Below are 23,576 nucleotides of genomic sequence, written 5' to 3'. Positions count from 1 at the left end.
GAGGAATGTCCGCTAGGCGTCCAGCGCGTCGAAGGCAAAGCGGACTTCTTCGCCGAATTTTTCCAGGAACATCAGCGCGCGCACGCCTTGCGCGGCGGCGTGGTAGTCGCCCGCGTCCAGCTGCGCCTCGATGTCCTTCAACTGGCCCTTGCGGGCGGTGCGCAGCTGGCCGTCGAGCTGGTCCAGCAGCTCCGCGTTGCGCGTGGCGCGCGCCTCGGCCAGTTCCTCGCGCCATTCCATCTGCTGCATCAGGAACGCCATCGGCATCGCCGTGTTCGATTCGGTCTGCAGGTCCACGCCGTGCAGCTCGCACAGGTACTGCGCGCGTCGCTGCGGGTTCTTCAGCGTCTGGTAAGCCTCGTTGGCGCGCGTGGCCCACTGCATCGCGACACGCTTTTCAGCGTCCGTGGCGTTCACGAACTTGTCGGGATGGACACGGCCCTGGACTTCGCGGTAGGCGGCGTCCAGCGCGCCGGCGTCGATGGCGAACTGCCGCGGCAGCTGGAATAACTCGAAGTGATTCTGCACGGTGATGGGTTCCGCAATACGGTCAGACGCGGAAGCTCTCGCCGCAACCGCAGGCGTCTTTTTCGTTCGGGTTGTTGAACTTGAAGCCCTCGTTGAGGCCTTCGCGCGCGAAGTCGAGTTCCGTGCCATCGATGTACGGCATGCTTTTCGGATCGACGAAGACCTTCACGCCGTGCGATTCGAACACCGAGTCTTCCGGCGCCACTTCGTCGACGTATTCCAGCTTGTACGCCAGCCCCGAGCAGCCCGTGGTACGCACGCCGAAGCGCAGGCCGACGCCCTTGCCGCGCCGTTCGATGTAGCGGGAAATGTGCTTTGCTGCTTTTTCGGTCAGGGTGACTGCCATGCGAATTCCTCCTTCATCGGGGCCCGCCACGCGGGCCCCGTCGTACCGTATTGCTGATTAAGCGGAATGCTTTGCCTTGTAATCGCTGACGGCTGCCTTGATGGCATCCTCCGCCAGGATCGAGCAGTGGATCTTCACCGGCGGCAGCGCCAGCTCTTCGGCGATCTGCGTGTTCTTGATGGCCAGCGCTTCGTCCAGCGTCTTGCCCTTGACCCATTCGGTCACCAGCGAGCTCGAAGCGATCGCCGAGCCGCAGCCATAGGTCTTGAACTTCGCGTCTTCGATCAGGCCATTGGCGCCGACCTTGATCTGCAGCTTCATCACGTCGCCGCAGGCCGGCGCGCCGACCATGCCGGTGCCGACGGTGTCATCGCCCTTTTCAAAGGCGCCCACGTTGCGCGGGTTTTCGTAGTGATCGAGTACTTGTTCCGAGTAAGCCATGATATTGCTCCTTAAAATCTGTTTAGTCGCCAGCGTATCGGGGCCTCGAGAAACCGTAATGAGCGACGTCCTATCTGGTTGAGGCGCGGAACCGTACTTTATGTACGGTGAGCACCGCAGACCAGCATAGGGCGTTGCGCAATAGGTTTATCGAGGTCCCATCAGTGCGCAGCCCACTGGATGGAGCTGATGTCGATCCCTTCCTTGAACATGTCCCACAGCGGCGACAGTTCGCGCAGCTTGCCCACTTTCGACTTCATCAGTTCGATGGCGAAGTCGATATCCTGCTCGGTCGTGAATCGGCCGATCGTGAAGCGGATCGAGCTGTGCGCCAGTTCGTCGCTGCGGCCCAGGGCGCGCAGCACGTAGGACGGTTCCAGGCTGGCCGACGTGCAGGCCGAACCGGACGACACTGCCAGGTCCTTCACGGCCATGATCAGCGACTCGCCTTCCACGTAGTTGAACGATACGTTCAGGTTGTGCGGCACGCGGTGATCCATGTCGCCGTTGATGTAGACCTCTTCGATCTCCTGCAGGCCGGTGGCCAGGCGGTCGCGCAGCGCCTTGATGCGGGCGATCTCGTCGTCCATCTCGACCTTGGCCAGGCGGAACGCTTCGCCCATGCCGACGATCTGGTGCACCGGCAGCGTGCCCGAACGCAGGCCGCGCTCGTGGCCGCCACCGTGCATCTGCGCTTCGAGGCGCACGCGCGGCTTGCGGCACACGTACAGCGCGCCGATGCCTTTCGGGCCGTAGGTCTTGTGCGCGGTGAACGTCATCAGGTCGACTTTCAGCGCCTGCACGTCGATGGCCAGCTTGCCGGTCGCCTGCGCGGCGTCGCAGTGGAAGATGATGCCCTTGCCGCGGCAGAAGGCGGCGATCTCGCCGACCGGCTGGATCACGCCGATCTCGTTGTTGACCAGCATGACGGAGACCAGGATCGTATCCGGGCGCACGGCCGCGGCCAGCTGCTCGACGGTGATCAGGCCGTTGTCCTGCGGGTCCAGGTAAGTGGCTTCGAAGCCCTGGCGTTCCAGCTCGCGCACGGTATCCAGCACGGCCTTGTGCTCGGTCTTCACCGTGATGATGTGCTTGCCCTTGGTCTTGTAGAACTGCGCCGCGCCCTTGATCGCCAGGTTGTTGCTCTCAGTTGCGCCGGAAGTCCAGATGATTTCGCGCGGATCGGCATTGATCAGCGCCGCCACGTGGCCGCGTGCCTCTTCCACGGCCGCTTCGGCCGTCCAGCCATACATGTGGCTGCGCGAGGCCGGATTGCCGAACTGCTCGCGCAGGTAGGGAATCATCTTGTCCGCCACCCGGGGGTCGATCGGCGTGGTGGCCGAATAGTCCATGTAGATCGGGAAGTGCGGCGCGGTCTTGAAGTCGACCGGGGCAACCTTGGGGACGTTTTTTTCAGGGGCGTTCATCTTTTCACTCCAGTGCTGTGCGGCGTATGTGGGTATTCTGGGACAACCGGATGCTTACTTTGCCAGGGCGGCGTGTTCATTGCGGTGCACGACCACCACGTTCTGTTCGGCGTTCTTCTGCTTTTGCTGGTCGACCAGGTCTTGCAGCGAGACCGAGTCGAGGTAATCGACCATTTTTTCGTTCAGCGTGGTCCACAGTTCGTGGGTCATGCAGCGGGCGCCGCTGGCGTGGTCCGCGCCATGGCAATTTTCCTTGCCGCCGCACTGGGTCGCATCCAGCGGTTCATCGACGGCGATGATGATGTCGGCCACCGTCACCTTGTCGGCACGGCGGGCCAGGCTGTAGCCGCCGCCCGGACCGCGGATGGATTCCACGATCTCGTGCCGGCGCAGCTTGCCGAACAACTGTTCCAGGTAGGACAGCGATATGGCTTGCCGCTGGCTGATGCCAGAAAGCGTGACGGGACCCTTGCCCTGGCGCATTGCCAGGTCGATCATTGCCGTCACGGCAAAGCGGCCTTTGGTAGTCAGACGCATACGACCTCGAATAAATGCCGCCGGGAACAGCGCAACCCGGCACGTTGCCAACTCGGTGTTCAATGACTCAGCGTTAATCAAGGTGGCAAAAAAACCCGGCGCAAAACGCGGAGCCTTCTGAGCATTGAATTCTGAGTATTGAACTAAGGTAAAATCTCGTGCTTCTTCTAACAGAGTCATCCGCGAACACCCTGCGGCGCCGCAAACAAAACCTGATTAGTTGAACGATTTAGTCAAGTATAACAGCTTCGCTGAATCCTTGCCCGGGGCGGCACCGTTTTCGATGCAAGCCGCCAGGCGCCGCCGGCCCTGGCCGCCCTGCCCGCCCGGGAAGTTAGCTGCGGTGCAACAAACGCATCGGCCCGAACAGCGCATGCATGTCCTGGTTGGCGATGAACGACAGGTTGTACGGATGCTCGGCCACCGCCTGCGGCATCGCGCGCACGGCCGGCAGCTTGTTCAACTGTTCAGCGATCTTTCCCCATAACACCAGCCTGGGTTGCTCCGCCCGCGCCGCGAGCGCATCGATCACGGTCGCAAAGAACGGCAGCCAGGCCCTGGCATCCTTGACCGGCGCCACGTGCGGGCGAAATACCAGCGACGCGTTCAGCAGCAGGAAGCCATGGCCCATCAGCCGCTGCTGCAGTTCGGCCAGCGTGCCGATCGCCGCGCCACTCCGGGCGCGCGTGGCGCACGCGGCCAGTGCCGCACCAGCCGTCTCCGCCTCGTGCAGCTGCCCATCCGCCACCAGCAGCATCTTCATGAAATTGCGCAGCGACGTGGCCCGGTTGACCCGCTTCGACAGGCCGCCATCGGCTTCGTCCGACCACAGGCTGCCCACGGCGCCATCCATGAAGCCGATGCCGGTCGCGCTTTCCGCACGGGGATACGGCCCCTCCCCCACGAGCACGTAGCGCACCTGCTCCAGCGGCAGCGCAAAGGCGGCGAACAGGCGCAGTTCGGTGGGCAGGTAGCTGTCCCCGGCGAGGGCCGGCAGGTAGGCGGGATCGGCGGCGGCGATGGCTTCCAGTCCCTTGATCAATACCGGATGCCAGGAGGAGTCGGCCCTGTCGAGGGCGGCGAGGAAATGCGGGGGGATGGTCATGCGCGGAAGGTGGCAAAAGGCGGGATTCTACCGTACCGCCAGCCACGGATCGTGGGAAGTATTTCCGGGAAACTGTTGCCCGGAAAATGGGGTACGTCCCCATTTTCCGGGCAATATTTCCAGGCAACATTTCCACCGTGGCCGCTAGCCCCCCAGCAGGTCGTGCGCATCCAGGATGGCGAAGGCGATTTCCGGGCGGGCTTCGAGGCAGCGCCGGATCGCGGCGGGTACCGCTTGCCGGGTCTTGCGGCACAGCCCTGGCCGCGGCGCCAGTTCGATGGCGAAGCCGCGCACGGTGCGCACTTCGTTCGGCCCGGGCGCGATCGTCAACGTTACGCCCAGCTGTTCCTGCAGGCGCTGGCCAACCCGGACCAGCTCGGCGTAGCTGCCGATCGCCTCGATCCGCTCGACCAGCCGCTTTTCCTCCTCGCGGGTCAGGCGCAGCACGCGCGCATCCGCCTGCGGATCGGCTTCCAGCAGCTCGCGCCTGCAGTCACAGGCGCCGGGCGGGCACTCCTTGCGGATCGGAAATGGGAACGTCATGGCGGGAAGGTAATGACCATAAAAGTATGGGGCGCACTATTGGGACTGTCAAATGAAGGACTGTCCAATAAGGGACTGTCCAATGAGGGACTGTCAATGCGCCACTGTCCAATACAGGGGCGAGGTAAAGAACGCCAGGTTACGCGCTTGCCTCATGTTGTCATGCACAAACACTGAACTGCCCCAAACGCCCTATCGTGCGCGACTGGCATGGCGGGATGCCGTACAGTGAACAATTATCAATATTGCAGATTCTTTTGCAAACTTCACGCGGAGAGCGGCTTGAGGGACCACGAGCAGTCGGCGCAACCCGTTGTGCCTGCCCACCTGGGCTTCCTTGCCGCCCCCGGCGCGATGGCGGGCCTGATCGCCGCCCATGACTGGTCGGCCACCCCGCTGGGCAGCCTGGAGGCATGGCCGCAGAGCCTGCGCACCACCGTGAGCCTGATGCTGAACTCGAGCCATCCGATCTGGATCGGCTGGGGTCCCGAAGCGACTTTCCTGTACAACGACGCCTACGTGGACGTGCTCAGCCGTGCCAAGCATCCGTGGGCGCTGGGCCTGCCGGCGGCACAGGTGTGGGCGGAGATCTGGGATTTCTGCGGACCGCTGGCCGACAAGGTGTTCCGCCAGGCCGAGGCCACCTTCGTCGCCAATGTGCAGCTGTACATGAACCGCGGCGATTACCTGGAAGAGACGTGGTATTCGTTTTCGTACAGCCCGATCGTCGATGAGTCGGGCGGCGTGGGCGGCCTGTTCTGCCCTTCCACGGATGTCACCGCCAGCAACCTGAACACGCGCCGGCTGGCCACGCTGTCGGCGCTGGCCGCCGCTGCCGGCGAGGACAACGTGGCGCGGGCCTGTGCGACGGCGATGGCGACCATCGGCCGCAATCCGCTCGACATGCCGTTCGCCCTGCTCTACCTCGTGGATGAGGTAACCGGTGCCGCGCAGCTCCAGCAGGCCGCCCACCTGCCACCGTCCGGCCACGCGGCGCCCACCGCCATCGGTCCCGGCGATGCCGGCACGCCCTGGCCCATTGCCGAGGCATGCGCCACCGGCAGCCCCGTGGTGGTGCCGGCCGGTGCCGTGGCGGGACTGCCGGCCGGCGTCGCCGGGCAGCCCGTCACGCAAGCGATCGTGCTGCCGCTGGCCATTCCGGGGCGCACGGCGGCCGCCGGCGTGCTGATTGCCGGCGTGAACCCGGCACGGCCGCTCGATGCCGAGTACCGCACGTTCTACGGCCTGGTGGCCGGCCAGGTCGCCGCGGCGCTGCAGAATGCCACCGCGGCCGAGGAACAGCGCCGGCGTGCCGATGCGCTGGCCGAACTGGACCGCGCCAAGACCGCGTTTTTCTCCAATGTGAGCCACGAATTCCGCACGCCGCTGACGCTGATGCTGGGGCCCGTGGAAGATGCGCTGGGCGACGAGACGGCGCCCTTGCCGGCGGCGCAGCGCCACCGGCTGGAACTGGCGCGCGACAATGCGCTGCGCCTGCAGAAGCTGGTCAACACGCTGCTCGATTTTTCGCGCGTGCAGGCCGGCCGCATGCAGGCGGCGTATGCCGAGGTGGATCTGGCGGCGCTGACGTGCGACCTGGCCAGCGGCTTCCGCTCGATCGTCGAAAGCGCCGGCCTGGCACTGGACGTGCACTGCGAGCGGCTGCCGGCGCCGGCCTGGGTGGATACGCAGATGTACGAAAAGATCGTGCTGAACCTGCTGTCGAACGCCTTCAAGTTCACCTTCGAGGGCCGCATCGCGGTCGCGCTGCGGCAGGAAAACGGCCGCGCCGTGCTGACCGTGCGGGACACCGGCGTGGGCATCGCGGCGCACCACCTGGACAAGATCTTCGAGCGCTTCCAGCGTGTCGAAGGGGCGCGCTCGCGTTCGCACGAGGGCTCCGGCATCGGCCTGGCGCTGGTGCGCGACCTGGTGGACCTGCATCACGGCGCGATCACCGTTACCAGCGAGCCCGGCAGCGGCACCTGCTTCACGGTGACGCTGCCGCTGGGCCGCGCGCACCTGCCGGACGAGCGCCTGGCGGGGCGCGCCGACGGCACCGCGTCTTCCGCCACGCTGGCAGCCTATACGACGGAAGCGCGGCGCTGGCTGCCGCGCCAGGACGAGGACGACGAGGACGACGAGCAGGAGGCGGAGGAAGATCGCACGCTGCTGGCGCATGGCGCCCACGTGCTGGTGGCGGACGACAACGCCGACATGCGCGGCTACCTGGAACGCCTGCTGCGCCAGCGCTGGCGCGTGACGGCGGTGGAGAACGGCCGCGCCGCGCTGGAGGCGGCCCGGCGCGAACGGCCCGACCTGGTCGTTTCCGACGTAATGATGCCGGAACTCGATGGCTTCGGCCTGATCGCCGCGCTGCACGGGGACGACGCGCTGCATGACGTGCCGGTATTGCTGCTGTCGGCGCGCGCCGGCGAGGAAGCGCGCATCGAAGGCTTGAATGCCGGCGCCGACGACTACCTCGTCAAGCCATTCTCGGCGCGCGAACTGCTCACGCGTATCGAATCCCAGCTGATCCGCTACCGCATCCGCCAGGTCGAGCGCGCGCATGCCGAGCGGATGGCCGAGGTGTTCATGCAGGCGCCGGCGGCGATCGCGATCCTGCGCGGCACCACCCTGGTGTACGAACTGGTGAACGAGCGCTACGCGGACCTGATCGGCCGGCGCGACGTGCAGGGCACGCCGTTCCGGCAGGCGCTGGCGGAAGTGCCGGACCAGGCGCTGTTCGATGAACTGGAGCACGTGCTGGCCAGCGGCGAGCCGGCGGTGGGCCAGGCCCGCCGTGTGTGGCTGCAGCGCCAGTCCGGCGCCGAACCGGAAGAATGCTTTTTCGACTACGTGCACCAGCCGATCCGCAACACGGCCGGACAGGTGGACCGCGTGGCCATCGTGGCGTTCGACGTGACGGCGCTGGTGCGCGCGCGCAGCGATGCCGAGGTGGCGAACCGCGCCAAGGACGAGTTCCTGGCGATGCTGGGCCATGAGTTGCGCAACCCGCTGTCGCCGATCCTGGTGGCGCTGGAACTGATGCGGCTGAAAGGCATCGGCTCGCTCGACAGGGAACACGCGGTGATCGAGCGGCAGGCGCGCCACCTCGTGCGCCTGGTGGACGACCTGCTCGACGTGGCCCGCATTGCCCAGGGCAAGTTCGAACTGCGGCGCGAGCAGGTCGAGCTGGCGGCGCTGGTGACGCAGGCGGTGGAAACGGCGAGTCCATTGCTGGAAGAACGGCGGCACCGGCTGCGCCTCGACGTGCCGCCCGCCGGCATGGTGGTGGACGCCGACGCGATGCGCTTCGTGCAAGTGTTGTCGAACCTGCTGACGAATGCCGCCAAGTACACCAGCGATGGCGGCGACATCGCCCTGGAGGCGCGCCGCGCGGGCAACGAGGCGGTGATCCGCGTGACCGACAACGGCATCGGCATCTCGCGCGAGATGCTGCCGCAGCTGTTCGACAAGTTCGTGCAGGAGCGCCAGGCGCTGGACCGCTCGCGCGGCGGCCTGGGGCTGGGCCTGGCGATCGTGAAGAGCATCGTCATGCTGCATGGCGGCACGGTCACCGCCAGCAGTGCCGGTGCCGGCCGGGGCAGCGTGTTCGAGGTGCGCATGCCGCTGGCCGATGCCGTCATCGACCTGCCAGCGCCGCTGCCGGTGCCGGGCATGGCCGCCATCGCGGCGCCGGCGGCGGAGCACCTGGCGGCCGGACGCAGCCGGATCATGCTGGTGGACGACAACCCCAACGTGCTGGACGGACTGCGCGCCGTGCTCGAGCTGCGCGGGCACGCAGTGCACGCGGTATCCGATCCCGCCACCGCCTTGCGGCTGGCCGACAGCCTGGCGCCCGACCTGGCCATCCTCGATATCGGCTTGCCCGGCATGGATGGCTACGAACTGGCGGCCGAGTTGCGGAGCCGGCCGCACCTGCGCGACACGCGGCTGATCGCGCTCACGGCGTATGGCCAGCAGGCCGATCACCGGCGCGCCGTCGCGGCCGGATTTACCGCGCACCTGGCCAAGCCGGTCAGCCCGCGCGAGCTGCAGGCGCTGGTGGAGCAAGAGGTCCGGGTGTCGTAGACCGGCCGTCGCGTGTCTGCAACGGTATAGGCATAGTTTCCACATGGAACTTAAATCGGAAGCCGGCGTGTTACACTTTTCTTGAGGTAGCGGCTTGCGCCGGTGCCGATGCAAGACCGCGGCCTGCCCGCCCCCCGTTCGTAGCCGCTGACTGCCATCCGATGCATTGCAAGCTGTCCTTCGCGCCGCGCCGCGCGCCCCCTTTCCAGTTGCCTTCCCCGCTCTCCCGGCTGGTGGCCGGCTGCTGGCTGGCGCTGGCGTTGGCGCTGGCGCTGTTCCCCGCGCAGGCGGCCGGCGCCGAACGCCGGGTGCTGGTGCTGTACTCGCTGGGCCCGGATGCCATGTCGAACTGGCAACGGCTGCTGCACGACGGGATGGTCGACGAACTGGCCAGGCGCGGCACGGCCGCGATGCCCGTGATCCATGAAGAACGCCTGGATGCGAACCGCGTCGGTGCCGTGGCCGCCACGGCCGGCATGGCGCCGCACTTGCGCAGCAAGTACGCCAGGGTGCGCTTCGACGTGGTGGTGGCCGAGGGGCAGGTCGCCGCCCTGTTCCTGGGCGCGCATCCGGAGCTGTTCCCGGGTGCGGCGCGCTTCTATGTCAACTATGGCCATACCGGCTGGCAGCCGGCGGACGGCACGCCGGTCGCGGTGCACCCCGACTTCGACCGCGCGGTCGGCATCGTCACGCGCACGGCGCCGCAGGTGCGCCGCCTGGTCGTGGTCGGCGACAGCAGCGCGCGCGTGCAGCGCTGGATCGCCGCGATCCGGGGCGCGGCGGCGCGCCATGCGGGCCGGCTGGCGTTCGAGTACTGGACCGACCAGGATTTCGACCAGGTGGCGCGCAAGCTTGCCACGCTGGACCGGGACAGCGCCCTGCTGCTGCTGGCCGCGGGGCTGAACGACAAGGGCGGAAAACTCGATCCGCACGAGCTGGCGCACCGCATTGCCGCCGCCAGCCCGGTACCGGTCTATACGCACCTGGATTCGCTGGTACTGCCCGGCATGGTGGGCGGCTATGTCGTCAGCGGCGAAGGCATCGGGCGGGTGATCGCCCGCATCCTGCTGGGCGGGCGCACCGACGACATTCCCCTGCAGCGCTACGTGTTCGATGCGCCCACGGTCGAGCGCTACGGCCTGCGCGACCTGCCACCGGGCGCCAAGCTGCTGAACCGGCCGGACAGCGTGTGGGAACGGTATCGCTGGCAGATCGTTTCCGGGCTCACGCTGATCGTCTTGCAGGGCGTGCTCATTTCCGCGCTGGTGGTGGCGCTGCGCGAGCGCCGCCGCACGCTGGCCGCGCTGAACGACGAGCGCGACCACCTGGAAGAGCGCGTGCAGCGGCGCACGCTGGAACTGCGCACGGCGAACAGCATGCTGGAGCAACTGGCCACCACCGATCCGCTGACCGGCATCGCCAATCGCCGCAAGATGACGGAGCAGATCGAAGCCGAACTGGAACGGGGCCGGCGCTTCGGCCACCCGGTGTCGGTGCTGATGGTGGACATCGACTTCTTCAAGCGCATCAACGATAGCTTCGGCCACGACACGGGCGACCGGGCCATCGTGGCGGTGGCGACACTGCTGGCCGCGGCGCTGCGGACGATCGATACCGCGGCCCGCTTCGGCGGCGAGGAATTCGTGGTGCTGATGCCGGAGACGGAGGAAGCGGTGGCCGCCGTGGCCGCGGAACGCCTGCGGGCCGCCGTGGCCGCGCTGCGCATCGACGCCGACGATGGCGGCGAAGTGACGCTGACGATCAGCATCGGCGTCGCCTCCGCGGTCACCGGCGACACGCCGTCGACGCTGCTGATGCGCGCCGACCAGGCGCTGTACCGCGCCAAGCAGGACGGCCGAAACCGCGTGGTGCGGTTCTAGCATGGGCGCGGCAGGAGGAGGTTCGCCCCACTGATCCCTTCTGCCGCGCCGGCTTCTACGACTATTCCGCGTCGGGCTGCTGCGACGGGTGGGCCGCCTGGAAGGCCGGGATGCCGGCGCACGCCGCGTCGATCGCGGTGATCGTGGGGAACGGCGCCAGGTCGATGCCGACACGCCTGGCGTTGAAGACCTGCGGCACCAGGCAGCAGTCGGCGATCGTCGGCATGTCGCCGTGGCAGAAGCGGCCCGTGGCGGGGCTGCTCGCCAGTTGCGCTTCCAGCACGCGCATGCCCTCGCCCAGCCAGTGGCGGTACCAGGCGTTCTTGTCGTCTTCCGACAGGCCCAGCGTGCCTTTCAGGTGGCGCAGCACGCGCAGGTTGGTCAGCGGGTGCGTATCGCTGGCAATCGTCTGCGCCAGCGCGCGCACGCGGGCACGCCCCAGCGCATCTTGCGGCAGCAGCGGCATGACCGGATGCACTTCTTCCAGGTATTCGATGATCGCCAAGGATTGCGCCAGCGTGGCGCCGTCCGTTTCCAGCGCAGGGATCAGCTCGCTGGGATTGACGGCCCGGTAGGCGGCGCCATGCTGCTCGCCGCCGTCCTTCAGCAGGTGGACCGGCACCGCATCGTAGGCGACGCCCTTCAGGTTCAGCGCGATGCGCACGCGGTAGGCGGCGGAGCTGCGGAAGTAGGTGTACAGCTTCATGGTGGGGTCTCCGTATTATTCAGCCGACATATTAGCCGCTCCCGCGGGCAACTGGCCATGGCCGGCACGCCGGGCGGACCGGCCGCCTATAATTGCCCCGTCCACGTTTTCACATTGCCTCCATGTCGCACAACACCATCGAGATCAACCGCGCGATGGACCGGTTCGACGGCCACCACAGCGTGTGGCTGTTCGGCTACGGTTCGCTGATCTGGAAAGCCGATTTCCCCTACCTCGAACGCCGCCCGGCCTGCATTGCCGGCTGGGTGCGCCGTTTCTGGCAAGGCTCGCACGACCACCGCGGCACGCTGGAAGCGCCGGGCCGTGTCGTCACGCTGGTGCCCCAGGAAGGCGCGCTCTGCTACGGCATGGCTTACCTGGTGACGCCGGAAGAATTCACGCACCTCGACCACCGGGAAAAGAACGGCTACCTGCGGCTGCCGATCGACATCCGCTTCGACGGCGGCGGCAGCGAGGAAGGCCTGGTCTACATCGCCCGGCACGACAATGCCGCCTACCTGGGCGAGGCGCCGGAACTGGTGATCGCGCGGCAGATCGCCGGCGCGCGCGGCCCCAGCGGGCCGAACGTGGAATACCTGGTGCACCTGGCGCATGCGCTCAGGGAGATGGGGCACGAGGACGAGCATGTGTTCGCGATCGAGCGGCACCTGGCCGGACTCGCCAAACAACAGACCAAATAACGGACCGATAACGGACCGATACGGCGCCGCGACCGCGGCAACCGGCTCAGAACAGGCTCATCTGCCCCACCGCCTCCGCCCGCTTCGCCTTCGCTCCCACCGGCGGCACCACCAGCGGGCGCCGGAATTGCGTGCAATCGAGCTGCCTGAACCGGGTGCCCCGCCCGGCCATGCCGCAGCGCTGGATGGCTTTTTCCACCCGTTGCCGGATCAGGTCCGCCCACAGGCCCTGGCCGCCCATCCGCGTGGCGAACGAGGCATCGTAGTCCTTGCCGCCGTGGATTTCACGCACGCGGTTCATCACGCGCTGGGCACGATCCGGGAAATGCGCTTCCAGCCATTGCTGGAACAGCGGGTTGACTTCCCATGGCAGCCGCAGCACCACGTAGCTGGCCTGGATGGCGCCGGCATCGAAGGCGGCCTCGATCACTTTTTCGATTTCCGGTTCCGTCACGAACGGGATGATCGGCGCCACCGACACGCCGACCGGGATGCCCGCTTCGGTCAGCGTGCGGATTGCCCGCAGCCGGCGCTCCGGGGCCGCGGCGCGCGGTTCCAGCGTGCGCGCGATCTTCGGGTCCAGCGTGGTCAGCGTGATCGACGCGGCGGCCAGGCGCTTTTCCGCCATCGGCGCGAGGATATCGATATCGCGCTCGATCAGGGCCGACTTCGTGATCAGCCCGACGGGATGGCGGCATTCCTGCAACACCTCGAGCACGCGCCGCGTGAGTTTCAGCTCGCGCTCGATGGGCTGGTAAGCATCGGTATTCACGCCCAGCGCGATCGGCTCCACGGCATAGCCGGGCTTCGACAGCTCGCTGCGCAGCAGATCGGCCGCGTTGACCTTTGCATACAGCTTGCTTTCGAAATCGAGCCCGGGAGACAGGCCCAGGTAGCTGTGCGATGGCCGCGCAAAGCAATAGATACAGCCGTGCTCGCAACCGCGGTACGGGTTCAGCGAGACACCGAACGGGATGTCCGGCGACTGGTTGCGCGACAGGATCGACTTCGCCGTTTCGTCGGTGACCTGGGTGCGCCAGACGCGGGGCTCTTCCTCCTCGCGCAGCCAGCCGTCGTCGAAGGTTTCGCGCACATCCACTTCGTAGCGCCCCTGCACGTTGGCCACGGCGCCGCGGCCCTTCAGCGCGCGCAGCGAACGGGGCATCAGCATGACCTGCTCGGCTTGTGGATCAAAGTTGTGGGCAAAGTCGGTGCCTGCTAGATCATTGCCAGCGTTGTCGAGGTGGTTCGTGGTGAAGTTGTCTCGGTGCATGATCGCTCCAGCGTTTCACTATGACTGTATGTATATACAGTATTCTAGGCCGTTCTTCAAGGGTGTGCAACCGCCGCACGCACTTGGCAGTTCGCCAACTGGTATGATTCGCAATTGCCCGTCCGGAGCCAACCCGGACCCACCACACACGAGCAATATGACTACCAAAAATCCGTCCTTCCTGGCCAGGATCCCGCTTGCCTTCAGCGCTTTCTTCAAGACGCTGGGCGACGCCGAATTCGCCGGCCGTTACCAGAATGACCAGATCGGCCCGGTGGCTGCCCCTCCTGCACCGGCGCCCGCGCCTGCGCCAGCCCCGGCACCCGCGCCAGCCCCCGCGCCGGTAGCGCCCCCGCTGCGCGAAGCGACTCCGGATGCCGCGCTGCAACTGCTGTCGCTGCTGCAGCGCGAGGCACGCCTGATCGACTTCACGCAGGAAAACCTGGCCGGCTATTCGGATGCCGACATCGGCGCGGCGGCCCGCGTGGTCCACGAAGGCTGCAGCAAGGTACTCAAGGAACACTTCACGATCGAACCGGCGCGCGCCGAAGCCGAAGGCAGCCGCGTGACGCTGGAAGAAGGCTTCGATGCCGCCGCCGTGCGCCTGACCGGCAACGTGGTCGGCAAGCCGCCGTTCAAGGGCACGCTGAGCCACCGCGGCTGGCGCGCCACGGCCGTGCGCCTGCCGAAGCTGGCCGAAGCGCACGACGCGAAAATCCTGGCACCGGCGGAGGTGGAACTGTGAGCGACGAAAACATTACGCCTCCAGGCAACACCCCCCGTTATGCGATCGGTATCGACCTGGGCACCACGCACAGCGCGCTGTCGTATGTCGACCTGGCCGGCAGCGATGGCGAGAAGACCCGGCAGTCGGTGCTGGGCGTGCCCCAGTTGACGGCACCCGGCACGGTCGAGGACCTGCCGCTGCTGCCCTCGTTCCTGTACTTGCCGCACCCCGATGAACTGCCGCCCGGCGAGCTCGCGCTGCCGTGGAGCGCCGAAGGGGAAACCTCGGTGGCCGGCGAAATGGCGCGCAGCCGCGGCGCCACCACGCCGATCCGCCTGGTGTCCAGCGCGAAGAGCTGGCTGTGCCACCCGGGCGTGGACCGCCGCGCTGCCATCCTGCCGAACGACGCGCCGGAAGAAGTGACGCGCGTCTCGCCGCTGACGGCTTCCACGCGCTACCTGGCCCACCTGCGCCAGGCGTGGAATGCCGCGCATCCCGAAGCACCGTTCGGCGAACAGGCCGTGACGGTGACGATTCCCGCCTCGTTCGACCCGGCCGCCCGCGAACTGACCGCCGAGGCGGCCCGGGCCGCCGGCTACCAGGCCATGACCTTGCTGGAAGAACCGCAGGCCGCGCTGTACAGCTGGATCCAGGGCAGCGAAGGCCGCTGGCGCAAGGAAGTAAAACCCGGCGACATCATCCTCGTCGTCGACGTGGGTGGCGGCACCAGCGACTTCTCGCTGATCGCCATCACCGAGCGCGACGGCGTGCTGGAACCGCACCGCGTGGCCGTGGGCGACCATATCCTGCTGGGCGGCGACAACATGGACCTGGCGCTGGCGCACCTGGTGGCGCGCAAGCTGGCCGCCAACGGCACGCAGCTCGATCCGTGGCAATTGCGCGCGCTGACCTACGGCTGCCGCGCCGCCAAGGAAAACCTGCTGGCCGACGCCAGCGCGGAGAGCTGGCCGATCGTGGTACCGAGCCGCGGCTCGAAGCTGATCGGCGGTTCGATCCGCACCGAACTGACGCGCGACGAAGTCACCACCTTCATCACCGACGGCTTCTTCCCGAAAGTGGAAGCGGCCGCCCGCCCCGCCGTGCGCACCCGCGCCGGCCTGACGCAACTGGGCCTGCCGTATGCGCAGGATGCCGCGGTCACGCGCCACCTGGCCGCCTTCCTGGGCCGCCAGAAGGGTGCCACGGCCGACGTGCCGGGCTTTGCCGAGCGCCAGAACCCGGACCACTCGTTCCTGCACCCGAGCGCCGTGCTGTTCAACGGCGGCGTCTTCAAATCCGAACTGCTGGCCCGGCGCGTGATGGAGACCATCAACGACTGGCTGTACATGGAAGGCGCCGAACCGGCACGCATGCTGGGCGGCGCGGACCTGGACCTGGCCGTGGCGCGCGGCGCGGCGTACTACAGCTATGTGCGGCGCGGCGCCGGCGTGCGTATCCGCGGCGGCACGGCGCGTTCGTACTACGTGGCGGTGGAATCGTCGATGCCGGCCATTCCCGGCATGGAGCCGCCGATCCAGGCCCTGTGCGTGGCACCGTTCGGCATGGAAGAAGGCAGCGAGCTGGAATTGCCGGGGCAGGAATTCGGCCTCGTGGTGGGCGAGCCGGTGCAGTTCCGCTTCTTCGGTTCGTCCACCCGCCGGCAGGACCAGATCGGTACGGTGCTGGACTTCTGGGGTCCGGACGAGCTGGTCGAGCTGAACGAGATCCAGGCCGAACTGTCGCCGGAAGGCCGCCAGCCGGGCGACGTGGTGCAGGTGCGCCTGCATGCGCACGCCACGGAGGCGGGCACGCTGGAACTCCTGGCGGTGGCCAATGACGGCCAGCGCTGGAAGGTCGAATTCGACGTGCGCGGCACCGCCGACGGGCAATGACGCCCTACCTGGTCAGCATCGACCTCGGCACCACCAACACGGTGCTGGCCTACGCGGCGCCCGGCGCCGCCGAGGTACAACTGCTGGACATCGACCAGCTGACGGCGCCGGGCGAAGTACACCGCGCGCTGCTGCTGCCGTCCAGCCGTTACCACCCGGCCGAAGGCGAACTGGGGCCGAAGGAACTGCAACTGCCATGGCTGCAGCCGGACGTGGCCGGTGTCGAGCGCTTCGTCGTCGGACGCTTGGCCCGCACGCTGGGTGCCCAGGTCACGGGGCGCTACGTGGCCAGCGCGAAAAGCTGGCTGTCGCATCCGGGCGTCGACCGCACGGCGCCGATCCTGCCATGGGGTGCGCCCGAGGGCGTGCCCAAGGTCTCGCCGGTGACCGCCAGCGCCAGCTACCTGGCGCACCTGCGCGGTGCCTGGAATGCCCGTTTCCCCGACCACCCCCTGGAAGACCAGCGCATCGTGCTGACAGTACCCGCGTCGTTCGACGAGGGTGCCCGCGCGCTGACGCTGGAAGCGGCCAGGCTGGCAGGCCTGCAGGGCGTGCGGCTGCTGGAGGAACCGCAGGCGGCGCTGTATGACTGGCTGTATCGTCACCGCGCCACGCTGGCCGCGGAACTGGCGGACACGCGGCTGGCGCTGGTGGCCGACGTGGGCGGCGGCACCACCGACTTTTCGCTGGTCCAGGTACGGATGGCGAACAACGAACCCGTGCTGGAGCGGATCGGCGTCGGCAACCACCTGATCCTGGGTGGCGACAACATGGACCTGGCCCTGGCGCACCTGGCGGAATCGCGCCTGGCCGCGCCGGACAGCCAGCAAAAGCTGTCCGCGGGGCGGCTGGCGCAGTTGACGGAGCGCTGCCGCGCCGCCAAGGAGCAGCTGCTGTCGGCGGGCGGGCCCGAACAGGCCAACGTCACGCTGCTCGGCAGCGGTTCCCGGCTGATCGGCGGCAGCCGGTCGGTGGCGCTGACCCGCGCCGACGTGGCGCAGATCGTCGTCGAAGGCTTTTTCCCGCTGAACCAGGATCAGGCCGATGCGCGCCGTTCGCGCGGCGGCATCGTCGAATTCGGCCTGCCCTACGCCAGCGATGCGGCCGTCACGCGCCATCTCGCCAGCTTCCTGCGCCAGCATGCCCAGGCGGCGCGGGCCGCGCTGGGCATCGCCGACGACACCACGTTCCCGGTGCCGGACACGCTGCTGCTGAATGGCGGCGTGTTCCGTGCCGACGTGCTGGCGCAGCGGCTGGCCGACACGCTGACCGGCTGGCGCGGCCAGCAGCAGCTGGGACCGGTCAAGGTGCTGCACAACGATAATCCGGACGTGGCCGTGGCCCGCGGCGGTGTCGCCTATTCGCTGTCGCGGCAAGGCATGGCGCCGTCGATCGCCGGCGGCTCCGCGCGGGCCTACTACCTGCTGCTCGATACCGACAAGGCGCCGGGCGTGAAGCGCCGCGCCGTCTGCATCCTGCCGCGCGGCGCCCAGCCGGGCAGCGAAGTGACGCTGGCCGACCGCACGTTCGGCCTGCGTGTGGGGCGGCCGGTGCGCTTCCACCTGGTCTCCACCGTGGCCGACCTGCGCCACGGCGCCGGCGACCTGGCCGACCTGGATCCGGCCGACTACGTGGCGCTGCCGGCCATTTCCACCGTGCTGAAGACCGACGACACGAAAGTGCCGCGGGAAGTCCCGGTGCGCCTGGCGGCCGCATTGTCCGAGGTCGGCACGCTGGAAGTGCATTGCGTGGAAGCGGCCAGCGGCCGCCGCTGGCTGCTGGAGTTCCAGCTGCGCGGCGAGGAAGAGGCAGCCGAGCCGCAAGCGGAGGCGCCACCGCCCCGCTTTGCCGACGCGGTGGAGAAGATCGACCGCATCTTCGGTTCGCGCGTGCTGCACGTCGAAAGCAAGGAAGTGCGCCAGTTGCGCGGCCAGCTGGAACAGTTGCTGGGCAGCCGCGAACGCTGGCCGACAGCGCTGCTGCGGCACCTGTTCGATGCGCTGATGGCGCGCGCCAAAGGCCGCCGCCGCTCGCCCGAACATGAGCGCGTGTGGCTCAACCTGGCCGGCTGGTGCCTGCGCCCCGGCTTCGGCGCGCCGCTCGACGACTGGCGCATCGCCCAGCTGTGGGCCCTGTTCGACAGCGGCGCCCAGTACTTCAAGGATGGCCAGGTGCGCGCCGAATGGTGGACGCTGTGGCGCCGCGTGGCCGGCGGCCTGTCGACCGAGATGCAGCTGCGGCTGCTGGACGACTTCGCGTTCAACCTGCAGGCCAGCGCGGCGGAACGGGGGCGCCGCCCCGCCACGCTGGTCGACGGTGGCGAGGAAGACATGCTGCGGCTGGGCGCCTCGCTGGAGCGCATTCCCGCCGCCTACAAGGCCGAGATCGGCGACTGGATGGTGGGCACGATCGGCAAGCTGCCGGTCGCCGGCCCGAAGTTCGATGCCAAGGCGGCCGCCAGCTTTACCCGCTACCTGTGGGCGCTGGGCCGGGTCGGCGCGCGCAAGCCATTCCATGGCAGCGCGCACGAAGTGGCGCCGGTGGCATCGGTGGAAGCATGGCTGGGCGAGATCCTGAAGCTGGACTGGAAGAAGATCGAACCGGCCGGCTTCGCCGCCGCGCACCTGGCGCGCATGACCGGCGACCGGTCGCGCGACATCGCCCCGGCCCTGCGCGACGAAGTGCTGCGCCGGCTGACGGCCGTGGGCGCGCCGCCGACGTGGAGCACGATGGTGCGCGAGGTGGTGGAACTGGACCAGGCCACCGAGCAGCGCATGCTCGGCGACGCCCTGCCGCCGGGATTGAAGCTGATCAGCTGATCGATTGAGCGGTTGATCGTTGATCAGATGATCGGTTGATCAGCCAGGCCGGTGCGCGGCGGCCAGGGCCTGCTGCTGGCCGACGAAGCCGTCGAACGCGTCGAGCAAGGGCGCAAAGCGGCTGTCATCCCCTTCGAGCCGGGCCAGCGCGTACGCCGCGGCCTCCAGTGTCGACAGCTGGCCGGGCGCATGTGCCTTGCGGATCAGGTAGTGCGAGGCCGGTACGTCGCGCAGCGCCAGCCGTGGCAGCGCCTGCAGTGCCGGATTCAGGTACAGCATCTTGCGGCTCTTGCGCCACGTGGCGTCGAGCACGACCAGCAGCACCTGTTCAGGCGCCGCGCCGCCGAACGGCGGCGGTGGCGCAATGCCGAGCGAGCGGTCGCCGGGCGTCTCCGGGTACAGCAGCACCGGCTGGCGCGGCCCCGCCAGCAAGTCCTCCATGTCTTCAAAGGTTTCGCCGATGGCGAGCGTGCTGCCGGGCAGGCACAGGTGCAGCAGGCGCGCGCTGTTCTTGGCATTCGCCGTTTCCATCGGATGCTGCAGGATCAGCAGCGCCGCGCGGCTCTCGATCGGGCGGATCCAGTGGCAGATGCAGGCGCTGGCGGCGCGCAGGCAGGTGGGGCATTGCGCCCGTCTTGTCGTCATGCGCGCATTGTAGCCGGGGCGCCCCCTTGCTTCAGGCGGACAGGGCGATGCGCTGCTCGTGGCCGCGATGATCCTCGCGGCGGCGCAGCGGCTCGGCCGAATCGAGCCGGAACACGGCCACCGCATCGGCCAACCGGTTCGCCTGCGCCTGCATGGTCGCCGCCGCAGCCGCCGCCTGTTCGACCAGCGCGGCGTTCTGCTGCGTCACCTGGTCCATCTGCGTGATGGCCGTGTTGACCTGCTCGATGCCGTCCTGCTGCTGCGCGCTGGCATCGGCGATCTGGGTCATGATCTGCGTGACCTTGGCGATCGCGGCCTCGATGTCGCTCATGGTGTGGCCGGCGCGATCGACCAGCGCGCTGCCGGCCTGCACCTTCTGCACCGAGTCGCCGATCAGTTCCTTGATTTCCCTGGCCGCCGCGGCGGAACGTCCCGCCAGCGCGCGGACTTCGGATGCCACGACGGCGAAGCCCCTGCCCTGCTCCCCCGCCCGCGCCGCTTCGACGGCCGCGTTCAGCGCCAGGATGTTGGTCTGGAACGCGATGCCGTCGATCACGGCGATGATGTCGACGATGCGGCCCGACGAGGCGTTGATGTCGTCCATCGTGCGCACGACATCGGCCACCACGCTGCCGCCCTGCCCGGCGATGGCGGCGGCGCCATCGGCCAGCGTGCGGGCTTCGCGCGCATTGTCGGCGTTCGAGCGCACGGCCGACGTGAGCTGTTCCATCGTGGCCGCGGTCTGCTGCAGCGCGCTGGCCTGCTGCTCGGTGCGCGACGACAGGTCGAGGTTGCCGGCCGCGATCTCGGCGGCGGCGGTGGCGATGGTCTCGGTGCCGTTGCGCACCTGGCTGACGATGGCCAGCAGGCTGCCATTCATTTTTTTCAGCGCGCGCATCAGCTGGCCCGTCTCGTCGGCCCGGGAGTCGTCGATGGCGCTGGTGAGATCGCCGGAAGAGACATTTTCCGCCACTTGCACGGCTTGCCGCAGCGGCGCGGTGATGGCGCGCGTGAGGCGCCAGGCCACCACCACGCCCGCCACGGTGGCGCCGAGGCCCAGCGCCAGCAGCAGGTTGCGTCCGGCGGCGTAGTTGGCCTGGATGGCGGCGGCGGTGACGTCGAGCGCGGCCTGCTGGGTTTTCAGCAGGCTGGCCAGGGCGCCCAGGTAGGCCCCGCGTGTCGTATTCAGGTCAGTGGCATACAGGCGCTGGGCGGTGGCCATGTCGCCGGCGGCCTTGGCTGCCAGCATGGTCTTGCGCGTATCCGTGTATTGCTTGCGCGCGGCCATCACGGCCGCGTGGCCGCGGCGCGAGTCTTCATCGGCCAGCGTGCGCCCCAGCAGGTCCTGGATTTCGGTGGCCCGTTTCGACGACGCCGCCATCGTGGCCTCGATGGCCTTCTGCGTGGTCACGTCCGGCGCGAAGAAGGCGGCGATGGTGCGCGCCGCGTTGACCTCGATGACGGTGTTCCACTCGGTCATCAGCCGTTCATTTTGAACCCGCTGGGAGACCAGTTCCTCGGTCAGCCGGCTGGCGCCCTGCATGCGCAGCACGCCGGTGACCGTCATCGCGGCCAGCAGTGCCAGCACGAGCGCGAAGCCGAGCGCCAGGCGCGTGCCGATACGAAAATTCCCCATATTGCCTCCCTGCATGATCTTTGCAAGCCAGTCTGCCGATAACGCAGGGAGAATGCAAGCGGAACGCGGCGGCGGCGATCAGTTCCCCGCCGCCGAAGCCGTGCCCAGCAACTCGTCCAGCTGCGCCATCTGGCCGGGATCCTTGACCACGGTGCGCAGCCATTGATGTAATGGCATCGCCGCCCAGGCCGCGGCCTTGTCGGCCAGATAAGCCACCGGGCTGTGCGGCTCCATGCGACGGAAGTACTCGGCCACTTCCTGCAGTTGGTCGATGGCCTGCTGCCGGGAGGACACCGTGCCGTCGGCGTGCGGGCTGCGCGGCGGCTGCGTGGCGGCTTCGCCGGTGGCCGCCGGCGCGGCGGGCGCCGCCAGCAGGCCGATGAAATCGACGGCGTGCTGCAGCGCCTCGCGGGCGGCCGTGAAGCTGGGGCCGGCGCCGCCGAGCCGCTGGTCGACCACCTCTTCGAATGCCTGCAGCGTTTGCAGGCAATACTGCGCATCGGCCAGCAGCGCGGTATTGAATGCGGCGCGATTGCGGCGCCGGCGGGCGTCGAGTTCTTCCACCGTGGGCCCGGCCACCACCGGGCGATGGCCCCACTCATCCGCCTCCTGCGCACTGGCGGCACGCTGGCGCGCGGCGTCGAAGTCGCCCAGCGACACACCGCCATCCTCGGCCAGCGGAATTTCCCTGACCAGTTGCGGCGACCTTGTGAGCAGCCAGAACAGGTTGCCGATGCGCTGCTCATGGTCGCCCTCCTCGGCGGCTGGATACAGGCCATCCCAGAATCGTTCGCACAGCCCGGCCAGCAGCGCGTAGCCGTCGCCGAGGCCACGGAAATGGCGCGTCTTCGCGTGGGCTTCGGCGAGCCAGACGGCGAGGCGCAAGTCCTTGCTGCGCGAGCGGATCAGCGTCTCGCAATGGCTGGCCACGTACGGCCAGTCCGCTTCCTTCAGCGCTTCGACCCATTCGCCCTGGTCGAGCGCGGGGTCGTCGTGGCGGCGGGCGTGGGCAATCGTGTCCACCTCCGGCGAAAAGCTCAGGTCTTCGCCGCACACCTGGGCAATGCTGATCGGCACGAGCAGTTGGGGGATGTCGAGCATGATGATGTTCTCCTATCGAATGGTGTAGCGCGGGTGTTCCAGGCCGGCCTTCCCGTGGTCCGTTACCGGGCATGGCCTGGTGGTCCGCGTGGCGGCCTGGCGCGTGGTGCCGTGCGGTTTCCCGATCAGCGTGTCCAGCTGCTTCATGGGCTTCCCCTGGCGTTGCGGCGAATCGAGTAATGCAGCGTGGACGGCTGCAGCACGGCGTCGAAATTGATGGGCTCCGATACCCCGGTGACGTGCAGCACGCCGGTGATGACGAAGTTGATCCGGTTGACGGTGCCGGCCCGCTGTTCGACCCTTGCCACCACGCTGCGCAAGCGCGGCTCGTGCCGCTCGATCGTGGTGCGCAACCCGTCGCAGATGCGGGCGCGGTCCGCGGTACTGGCCAGGCACATGCCGGCGATGTCGATCAGGCCGTAGGTGAGGATCGATGCGGCGCATTCCGGCCAGCGTTCCAGCATCTCGTCCGGCAGCGCCATGCGGGTGTTCAGCAAGTCTTCCAGGTCGCGCGCCACGGCGTCCTTCAGTTGTTCCAGCGACAGGCGCGGGCCATGGCCACGGTCGCCGAGCAGGCGGTCGAACAGGCCGGGCATGCAGGCAGTCATAGATCCTCGCATAAAAAAAAACCGCGGCGTGAGCCGCGGCAAAGTCCCCGCAAATCAGACGATCCGGTTCGCTGCCAGATCCCAGCCGCCGGATGTATTGCCGCCCGCGCCGCCGGTAATCTTCTGCTGGGTATAGCGCCAGCGGATCTTGGAGAATTTCAGCGACACCGATTCAGTGAGGATGTCGCCTTCCTCGACCGATGGCGAGACGGCGCCGATCAGCACATTCTCGATCTCGATCTCGTAGTACTTGATGCGTTCACCCTGCGCATCGGCGCGCATGAACTCGAGCTTGGCCTTCGGGATCGTGCGGCCCGCCGAGCAGGTTTGCAGCAGCACGGGCGAAGCCAGGTCGGCCAGTTTCTGGATCATGATGTCCTGGTGCTCGCAACGTTCGGCGGTGTGGCCGCCGCCGGTGGACGACGTGGCCGATTTCGGTTGCGCCACGCCCCAGCTGACCGACTTGCACTCGATCCAGTCCTTGTGGCGGTCGTCGGCCGACTCGCCCTTGATACCGTCAATTTGCAGATAGACGTCAATTGCCATTGCATTCTCCTTCGTGGTTG

At 67.9% G+C, this 23,576-nt stretch carries 21 protein-coding genes; 6 read left to right on the top strand and 15 right to left on the bottom strand.

Annotation, left to right across the window (positions count from 1 at the left end; all coding sequences use genetic code 11):
• Nucleotides 1–12 precede the first annotated feature (12 nt).
• The 7 genes from hscB to EYF70_RS06395 all read right to left on the bottom strand — a co-directional run bounded on the left by hscB (nucleotide 13) and on the right by EYF70_RS06395 (nucleotide 4,927).
• Nucleotides 13–528, bottom strand: a complete 516-nt coding sequence (gene hscB, locus EYF70_RS06425; protein WP_131144663.1) for a Fe-S protein assembly co-chaperone HscB — start codon at nucleotides 526–528, stop codon at nucleotides 13–15.
• 22 nt (nucleotides 529–550) lie between these two features.
• Complete coding sequence (iscA, locus tag EYF70_RS06420) at nucleotides 551–874, bottom strand: iron-sulfur cluster assembly protein IscA (protein ID WP_131144662.1); 324 nt, start codon at nucleotides 872–874, stop codon at nucleotides 551–553.
• A 57-nt stretch (nucleotides 875–931) separates the two neighbouring features.
• The gene (gene iscU, locus EYF70_RS06415) at nucleotides 932–1,315 is read right to left on the bottom strand and encodes a Fe-S cluster assembly scaffold IscU (protein WP_130188275.1); all 384 of its coding nucleotides are present in this window, start codon (nucleotides 1,313–1,315) and stop codon (nucleotides 932–934) included.
• A 161-nt stretch (nucleotides 1,316–1,476) separates the two neighbouring features.
• A complete protein-coding gene (locus tag EYF70_RS06410) occupies nucleotides 1,477–2,742 on the bottom strand; it encodes an IscS subfamily cysteine desulfurase (protein WP_131144661.1) in 1,266 nt (421 codons plus the stop codon).
• Nucleotides 2,743–2,796: 54 nt separating this feature from the next.
• Nucleotides 2,797–3,279, bottom strand: a complete 483-nt coding sequence (gene iscR, locus EYF70_RS06405) for a Fe-S cluster assembly transcriptional regulator IscR (RefSeq protein WP_131144660.1) — start codon at nucleotides 3,277–3,279, stop codon at nucleotides 2,797–2,799.
• A 334-nt stretch (nucleotides 3,280–3,613) separates the two neighbouring features.
• Nucleotides 3,614–4,384, bottom strand: a complete 771-nt coding sequence (locus EYF70_RS06400) for a uracil-DNA glycosylase family protein (RefSeq protein ID WP_131144659.1) — start codon at nucleotides 4,382–4,384, stop codon at nucleotides 3,614–3,616.
• A 144-nt stretch (nucleotides 4,385–4,528) separates the two neighbouring features.
• Nucleotides 4,529–4,927 (bottom strand): hypothetical protein, encoded by a 399-nt coding sequence (locus EYF70_RS06395; protein ID WP_131144658.1) that lies wholly within the window; start codon nucleotides 4,925–4,927, stop codon nucleotides 4,529–4,531.
• 282 nt (nucleotides 4,928–5,209) lie between these two features.
• Between EYF70_RS06395 and EYF70_RS06390 the strand changes: the two genes are divergently transcribed.
• Together EYF70_RS06390 and EYF70_RS06385 are read left to right on the top strand one after the other, a co-directional pair.
• Complete coding sequence (locus EYF70_RS06390; RefSeq protein ID WP_131144657.1) at nucleotides 5,210–9,022, top strand: ATP-binding protein; 3,813 nt, start codon at nucleotides 5,210–5,212, stop codon at nucleotides 9,020–9,022.
• 161 nt (nucleotides 9,023–9,183) lie between these two features.
• Nucleotides 9,184–10,902: a GGDEF domain-containing protein gene (locus EYF70_RS06385; RefSeq protein WP_229420726.1), complete on the top strand. Its 1,719-nt coding sequence runs from the start codon at nucleotides 9,184–9,186 to the stop codon at nucleotides 10,900–10,902.
• Between the two features lie 61 nt (nucleotides 10,903–10,963).
• Here EYF70_RS06385 and maiA read toward each other — a convergent pair whose 3' ends face one another.
• Entirely contained in the window at nucleotides 10,964–11,608 is a 645-nt protein-coding gene (gene maiA / locus EYF70_RS06380; protein ID WP_131144656.1) for a maleylacetoacetate isomerase, read from the bottom strand.
• A 122-nt stretch (nucleotides 11,609–11,730) separates the two neighbouring features.
• Between maiA and EYF70_RS06375 the strand changes: the two genes are divergently transcribed.
• Nucleotides 11,731–12,309: a gamma-glutamylcyclotransferase gene (locus EYF70_RS06375; RefSeq protein WP_131144655.1), complete on the top strand. Its 579-nt coding sequence runs from the start codon at nucleotides 11,731–11,733 to the stop codon at nucleotides 12,307–12,309.
• A gap of 46 nt (nucleotides 12,310–12,355) precedes the next feature.
• On the opposite strand, the gene EYF70_RS06370 is transcribed toward EYF70_RS06375, so the two are convergent.
• Nucleotides 12,356–13,480, bottom strand: coding sequence for a PA0069 family radical SAM protein (locus EYF70_RS06370; RefSeq protein WP_131148928.1), 1,125 nt, complete (start codon nucleotides 13,478–13,480; stop codon nucleotides 12,356–12,358).
• Nucleotides 13,481–13,739: 259 nt separating this feature from the next.
• On the opposite strand from EYF70_RS06370, the gene EYF70_RS06365 reads away from it, so the two are divergent.
• Genes EYF70_RS06365 through EYF70_RS06355 form a run of 3 tightly spaced genes read left to right on the top strand, consistent with a single transcriptional unit; the run spans nucleotide 13,740 to nucleotide 19,020 of the window.
• On the top strand, nucleotides 13,740–14,327 hold the full coding sequence (locus EYF70_RS06365; RefSeq protein ID WP_131144654.1) for a DUF2760 domain-containing protein: 588 nt from the start codon (nucleotides 13,740–13,742) through the stop codon (nucleotides 14,325–14,327).
• The gene (locus tag EYF70_RS06360; protein ID WP_229420725.1) at nucleotides 14,324–16,201 is read left to right on the top strand and encodes an Hsp70 family protein; all 1,878 of its coding nucleotides are present in this window, start codon (nucleotides 14,324–14,326) and stop codon (nucleotides 16,199–16,201) included. The genes EYF70_RS06365 and EYF70_RS06360 overlap by 4 nt, the downstream gene beginning before the upstream one ends.
• The gene (locus EYF70_RS06355) at nucleotides 16,198–19,020 is read left to right on the top strand and encodes an Hsp70 family protein (protein ID WP_131144653.1); all 2,823 of its coding nucleotides are present in this window, start codon (nucleotides 16,198–16,200) and stop codon (nucleotides 19,018–19,020) included. Before EYF70_RS06360 ends, EYF70_RS06355 begins: the two co-directional genes overlap by 4 nt.
• A gap of 39 nt (nucleotides 19,021–19,059) precedes the next feature.
• Here EYF70_RS06355 and EYF70_RS06350 read toward each other — a convergent pair whose 3' ends face one another.
• The 6 genes from EYF70_RS06350 to EYF70_RS06330 form a co-directional block, all read right to left on the bottom strand.
• Entirely contained in the window at nucleotides 19,060–19,665 is a 606-nt protein-coding gene (locus EYF70_RS06350; RefSeq protein ID WP_131144652.1) for a tRNA-uridine aminocarboxypropyltransferase, read from the bottom strand.
• A 31-nt stretch (nucleotides 19,666–19,696) separates the two neighbouring features.
• Nucleotides 19,697–21,301: a methyl-accepting chemotaxis protein gene (locus EYF70_RS06345; protein ID WP_131144651.1), complete on the bottom strand. Its 1,605-nt coding sequence runs from the start codon at nucleotides 21,299–21,301 to the stop codon at nucleotides 19,697–19,699.
• Between the two features lie 78 nt (nucleotides 21,302–21,379).
• Complete coding sequence (gene tssA / locus EYF70_RS06340) at nucleotides 21,380–22,402, bottom strand: type VI secretion system protein TssA (protein WP_131144650.1); 1,023 nt, start codon at nucleotides 22,400–22,402, stop codon at nucleotides 21,380–21,382.
• A 12-nt stretch (nucleotides 22,403–22,414) separates the two neighbouring features.
• Nucleotides 22,415–22,549 (bottom strand): hypothetical protein, encoded by a 135-nt coding sequence (locus EYF70_RS31820; protein WP_259772417.1) that lies wholly within the window; start codon nucleotides 22,547–22,549, stop codon nucleotides 22,415–22,417.
• Nucleotides 22,546–23,010 carry a type VI secretion system baseplate subunit TssE gene (gene tssE / locus EYF70_RS06335; protein WP_131144649.1) on the bottom strand — a complete coding sequence of 155 codons (465 nt, stop codon included), beginning with the start codon at nucleotides 23,008–23,010 and terminating at the stop codon, nucleotides 22,546–22,548. The genes EYF70_RS31820 and tssE overlap by 4 nt, the downstream gene beginning before the upstream one ends.
• A gap of 54 nt (nucleotides 23,011–23,064) precedes the next feature.
• The gene (locus EYF70_RS06330; RefSeq protein WP_131144648.1) at nucleotides 23,065–23,556 is read right to left on the bottom strand and encodes an Hcp family type VI secretion system effector; all 492 of its coding nucleotides are present in this window, start codon (nucleotides 23,554–23,556) and stop codon (nucleotides 23,065–23,067) included.
• Nucleotides 23,557–23,576 lie beyond the last annotated feature (20 nt).

This window comes from Pseudoduganella albidiflava (genome assembly GCF_004322755.1).
In the GTDB taxonomy this organism is placed as follows: Bacteria; Pseudomonadota; Gammaproteobacteria; order Burkholderiales; family Burkholderiaceae_D; genus Rugamonas; species Rugamonas albidiflava.
The sequence above is the reverse complement of the archived record's forward strand: the minus strand, read 5'-3'. Positions and strand labels throughout refer to the sequence as shown.

Coding starts and splice junctions, on each gene's coding strand:
- EYF70_RS06355 (WP_131144653.1), top strand. CDS start 16,198: ATGACGCCCTACCTGGTCAGCATCGACCTCGGCACCACCAACACGGTG.
- tssA (WP_131144650.1), bottom strand. CDS start 22,402: ATGCTCGACATCCCCCAACTGCTCGTGCCGATCAGCATTGCCCAGGTG.
- maiA (WP_131144656.1), bottom strand. CDS start 11,608: ATGAAGCTGTACACCTACTTCCGCAGCTCCGCCGCCTACCGCGTGCGC.
- EYF70_RS06400 (WP_131144659.1), bottom strand. CDS start 4,384: ATGACCATCCCCCCGCATTTCCTCGCCGCCCTCGACAGGGCCGACTCC.
- iscU (WP_130188275.1), bottom strand. CDS start 1,315: ATGGCTTACTCGGAACAAGTACTCGATCACTACGAAAACCCGCGCAAC.
- EYF70_RS06330 (WP_131144648.1), bottom strand. CDS start 23,556: ATGGCAATTGACGTCTATCTGCAAATTGACGGTATCAAGGGCGAGTCG.
- tssE (WP_131144649.1), bottom strand. CDS start 23,010: ATGACTGCCTGCATGCCCGGCCTGTTCGACCGCCTGCTCGGCGACCGT.
- EYF70_RS06395 (WP_131144658.1), bottom strand. CDS start 4,927: ATGACGTTCCCATTTCCGATCCGCAAGGAGTGCCCGCCCGGCGCCTGT.
- EYF70_RS06410 (WP_131144661.1), bottom strand. CDS start 2,742: ATGAACGCCCCTGAAAAAAACGTCCCCAAGGTTGCCCCGGTCGACTTC.
- EYF70_RS06385 (WP_229420726.1), top strand. CDS start 9,184: ATGCATTGCAAGCTGTCCTTCGCGCCGCGCCGCGCGCCCCCTTTCCAG.
- iscA (WP_131144662.1), bottom strand. CDS start 874: ATGGCAGTCACCCTGACCGAAAAAGCAGCAAAGCACATTTCCCGCTAC.
- EYF70_RS31820 (WP_259772417.1), bottom strand. CDS start 22,549: ATGAAGCAGCTGGACACGCTGATCGGGAAACCGCACGGCACCACGCGC.
- EYF70_RS06350 (WP_131144652.1), bottom strand. CDS start 19,665: ATGACGACAAGACGGGCGCAATGCCCCACCTGCCTGCGCGCCGCCAGC.
- EYF70_RS06375 (WP_131144655.1), top strand. CDS start 11,731: ATGTCGCACAACACCATCGAGATCAACCGCGCGATGGACCGGTTCGAC.
- EYF70_RS06345 (WP_131144651.1), bottom strand. CDS start 21,301: ATGGGGAATTTTCGTATCGGCACGCGCCTGGCGCTCGGCTTCGCGCTC.
- EYF70_RS06365 (WP_131144654.1), top strand. CDS start 13,740: ATGACTACCAAAAATCCGTCCTTCCTGGCCAGGATCCCGCTTGCCTTC.
- EYF70_RS06370 (WP_131148928.1), bottom strand. CDS start 13,480: ATGCTGATGCCCCGTTCGCTGCGCGCGCTGAAGGGCCGCGGCGCCGTG.
- iscR (WP_131144660.1), bottom strand. CDS start 3,279: ATGCGTCTGACTACCAAAGGCCGCTTTGCCGTGACGGCAATGATCGAC.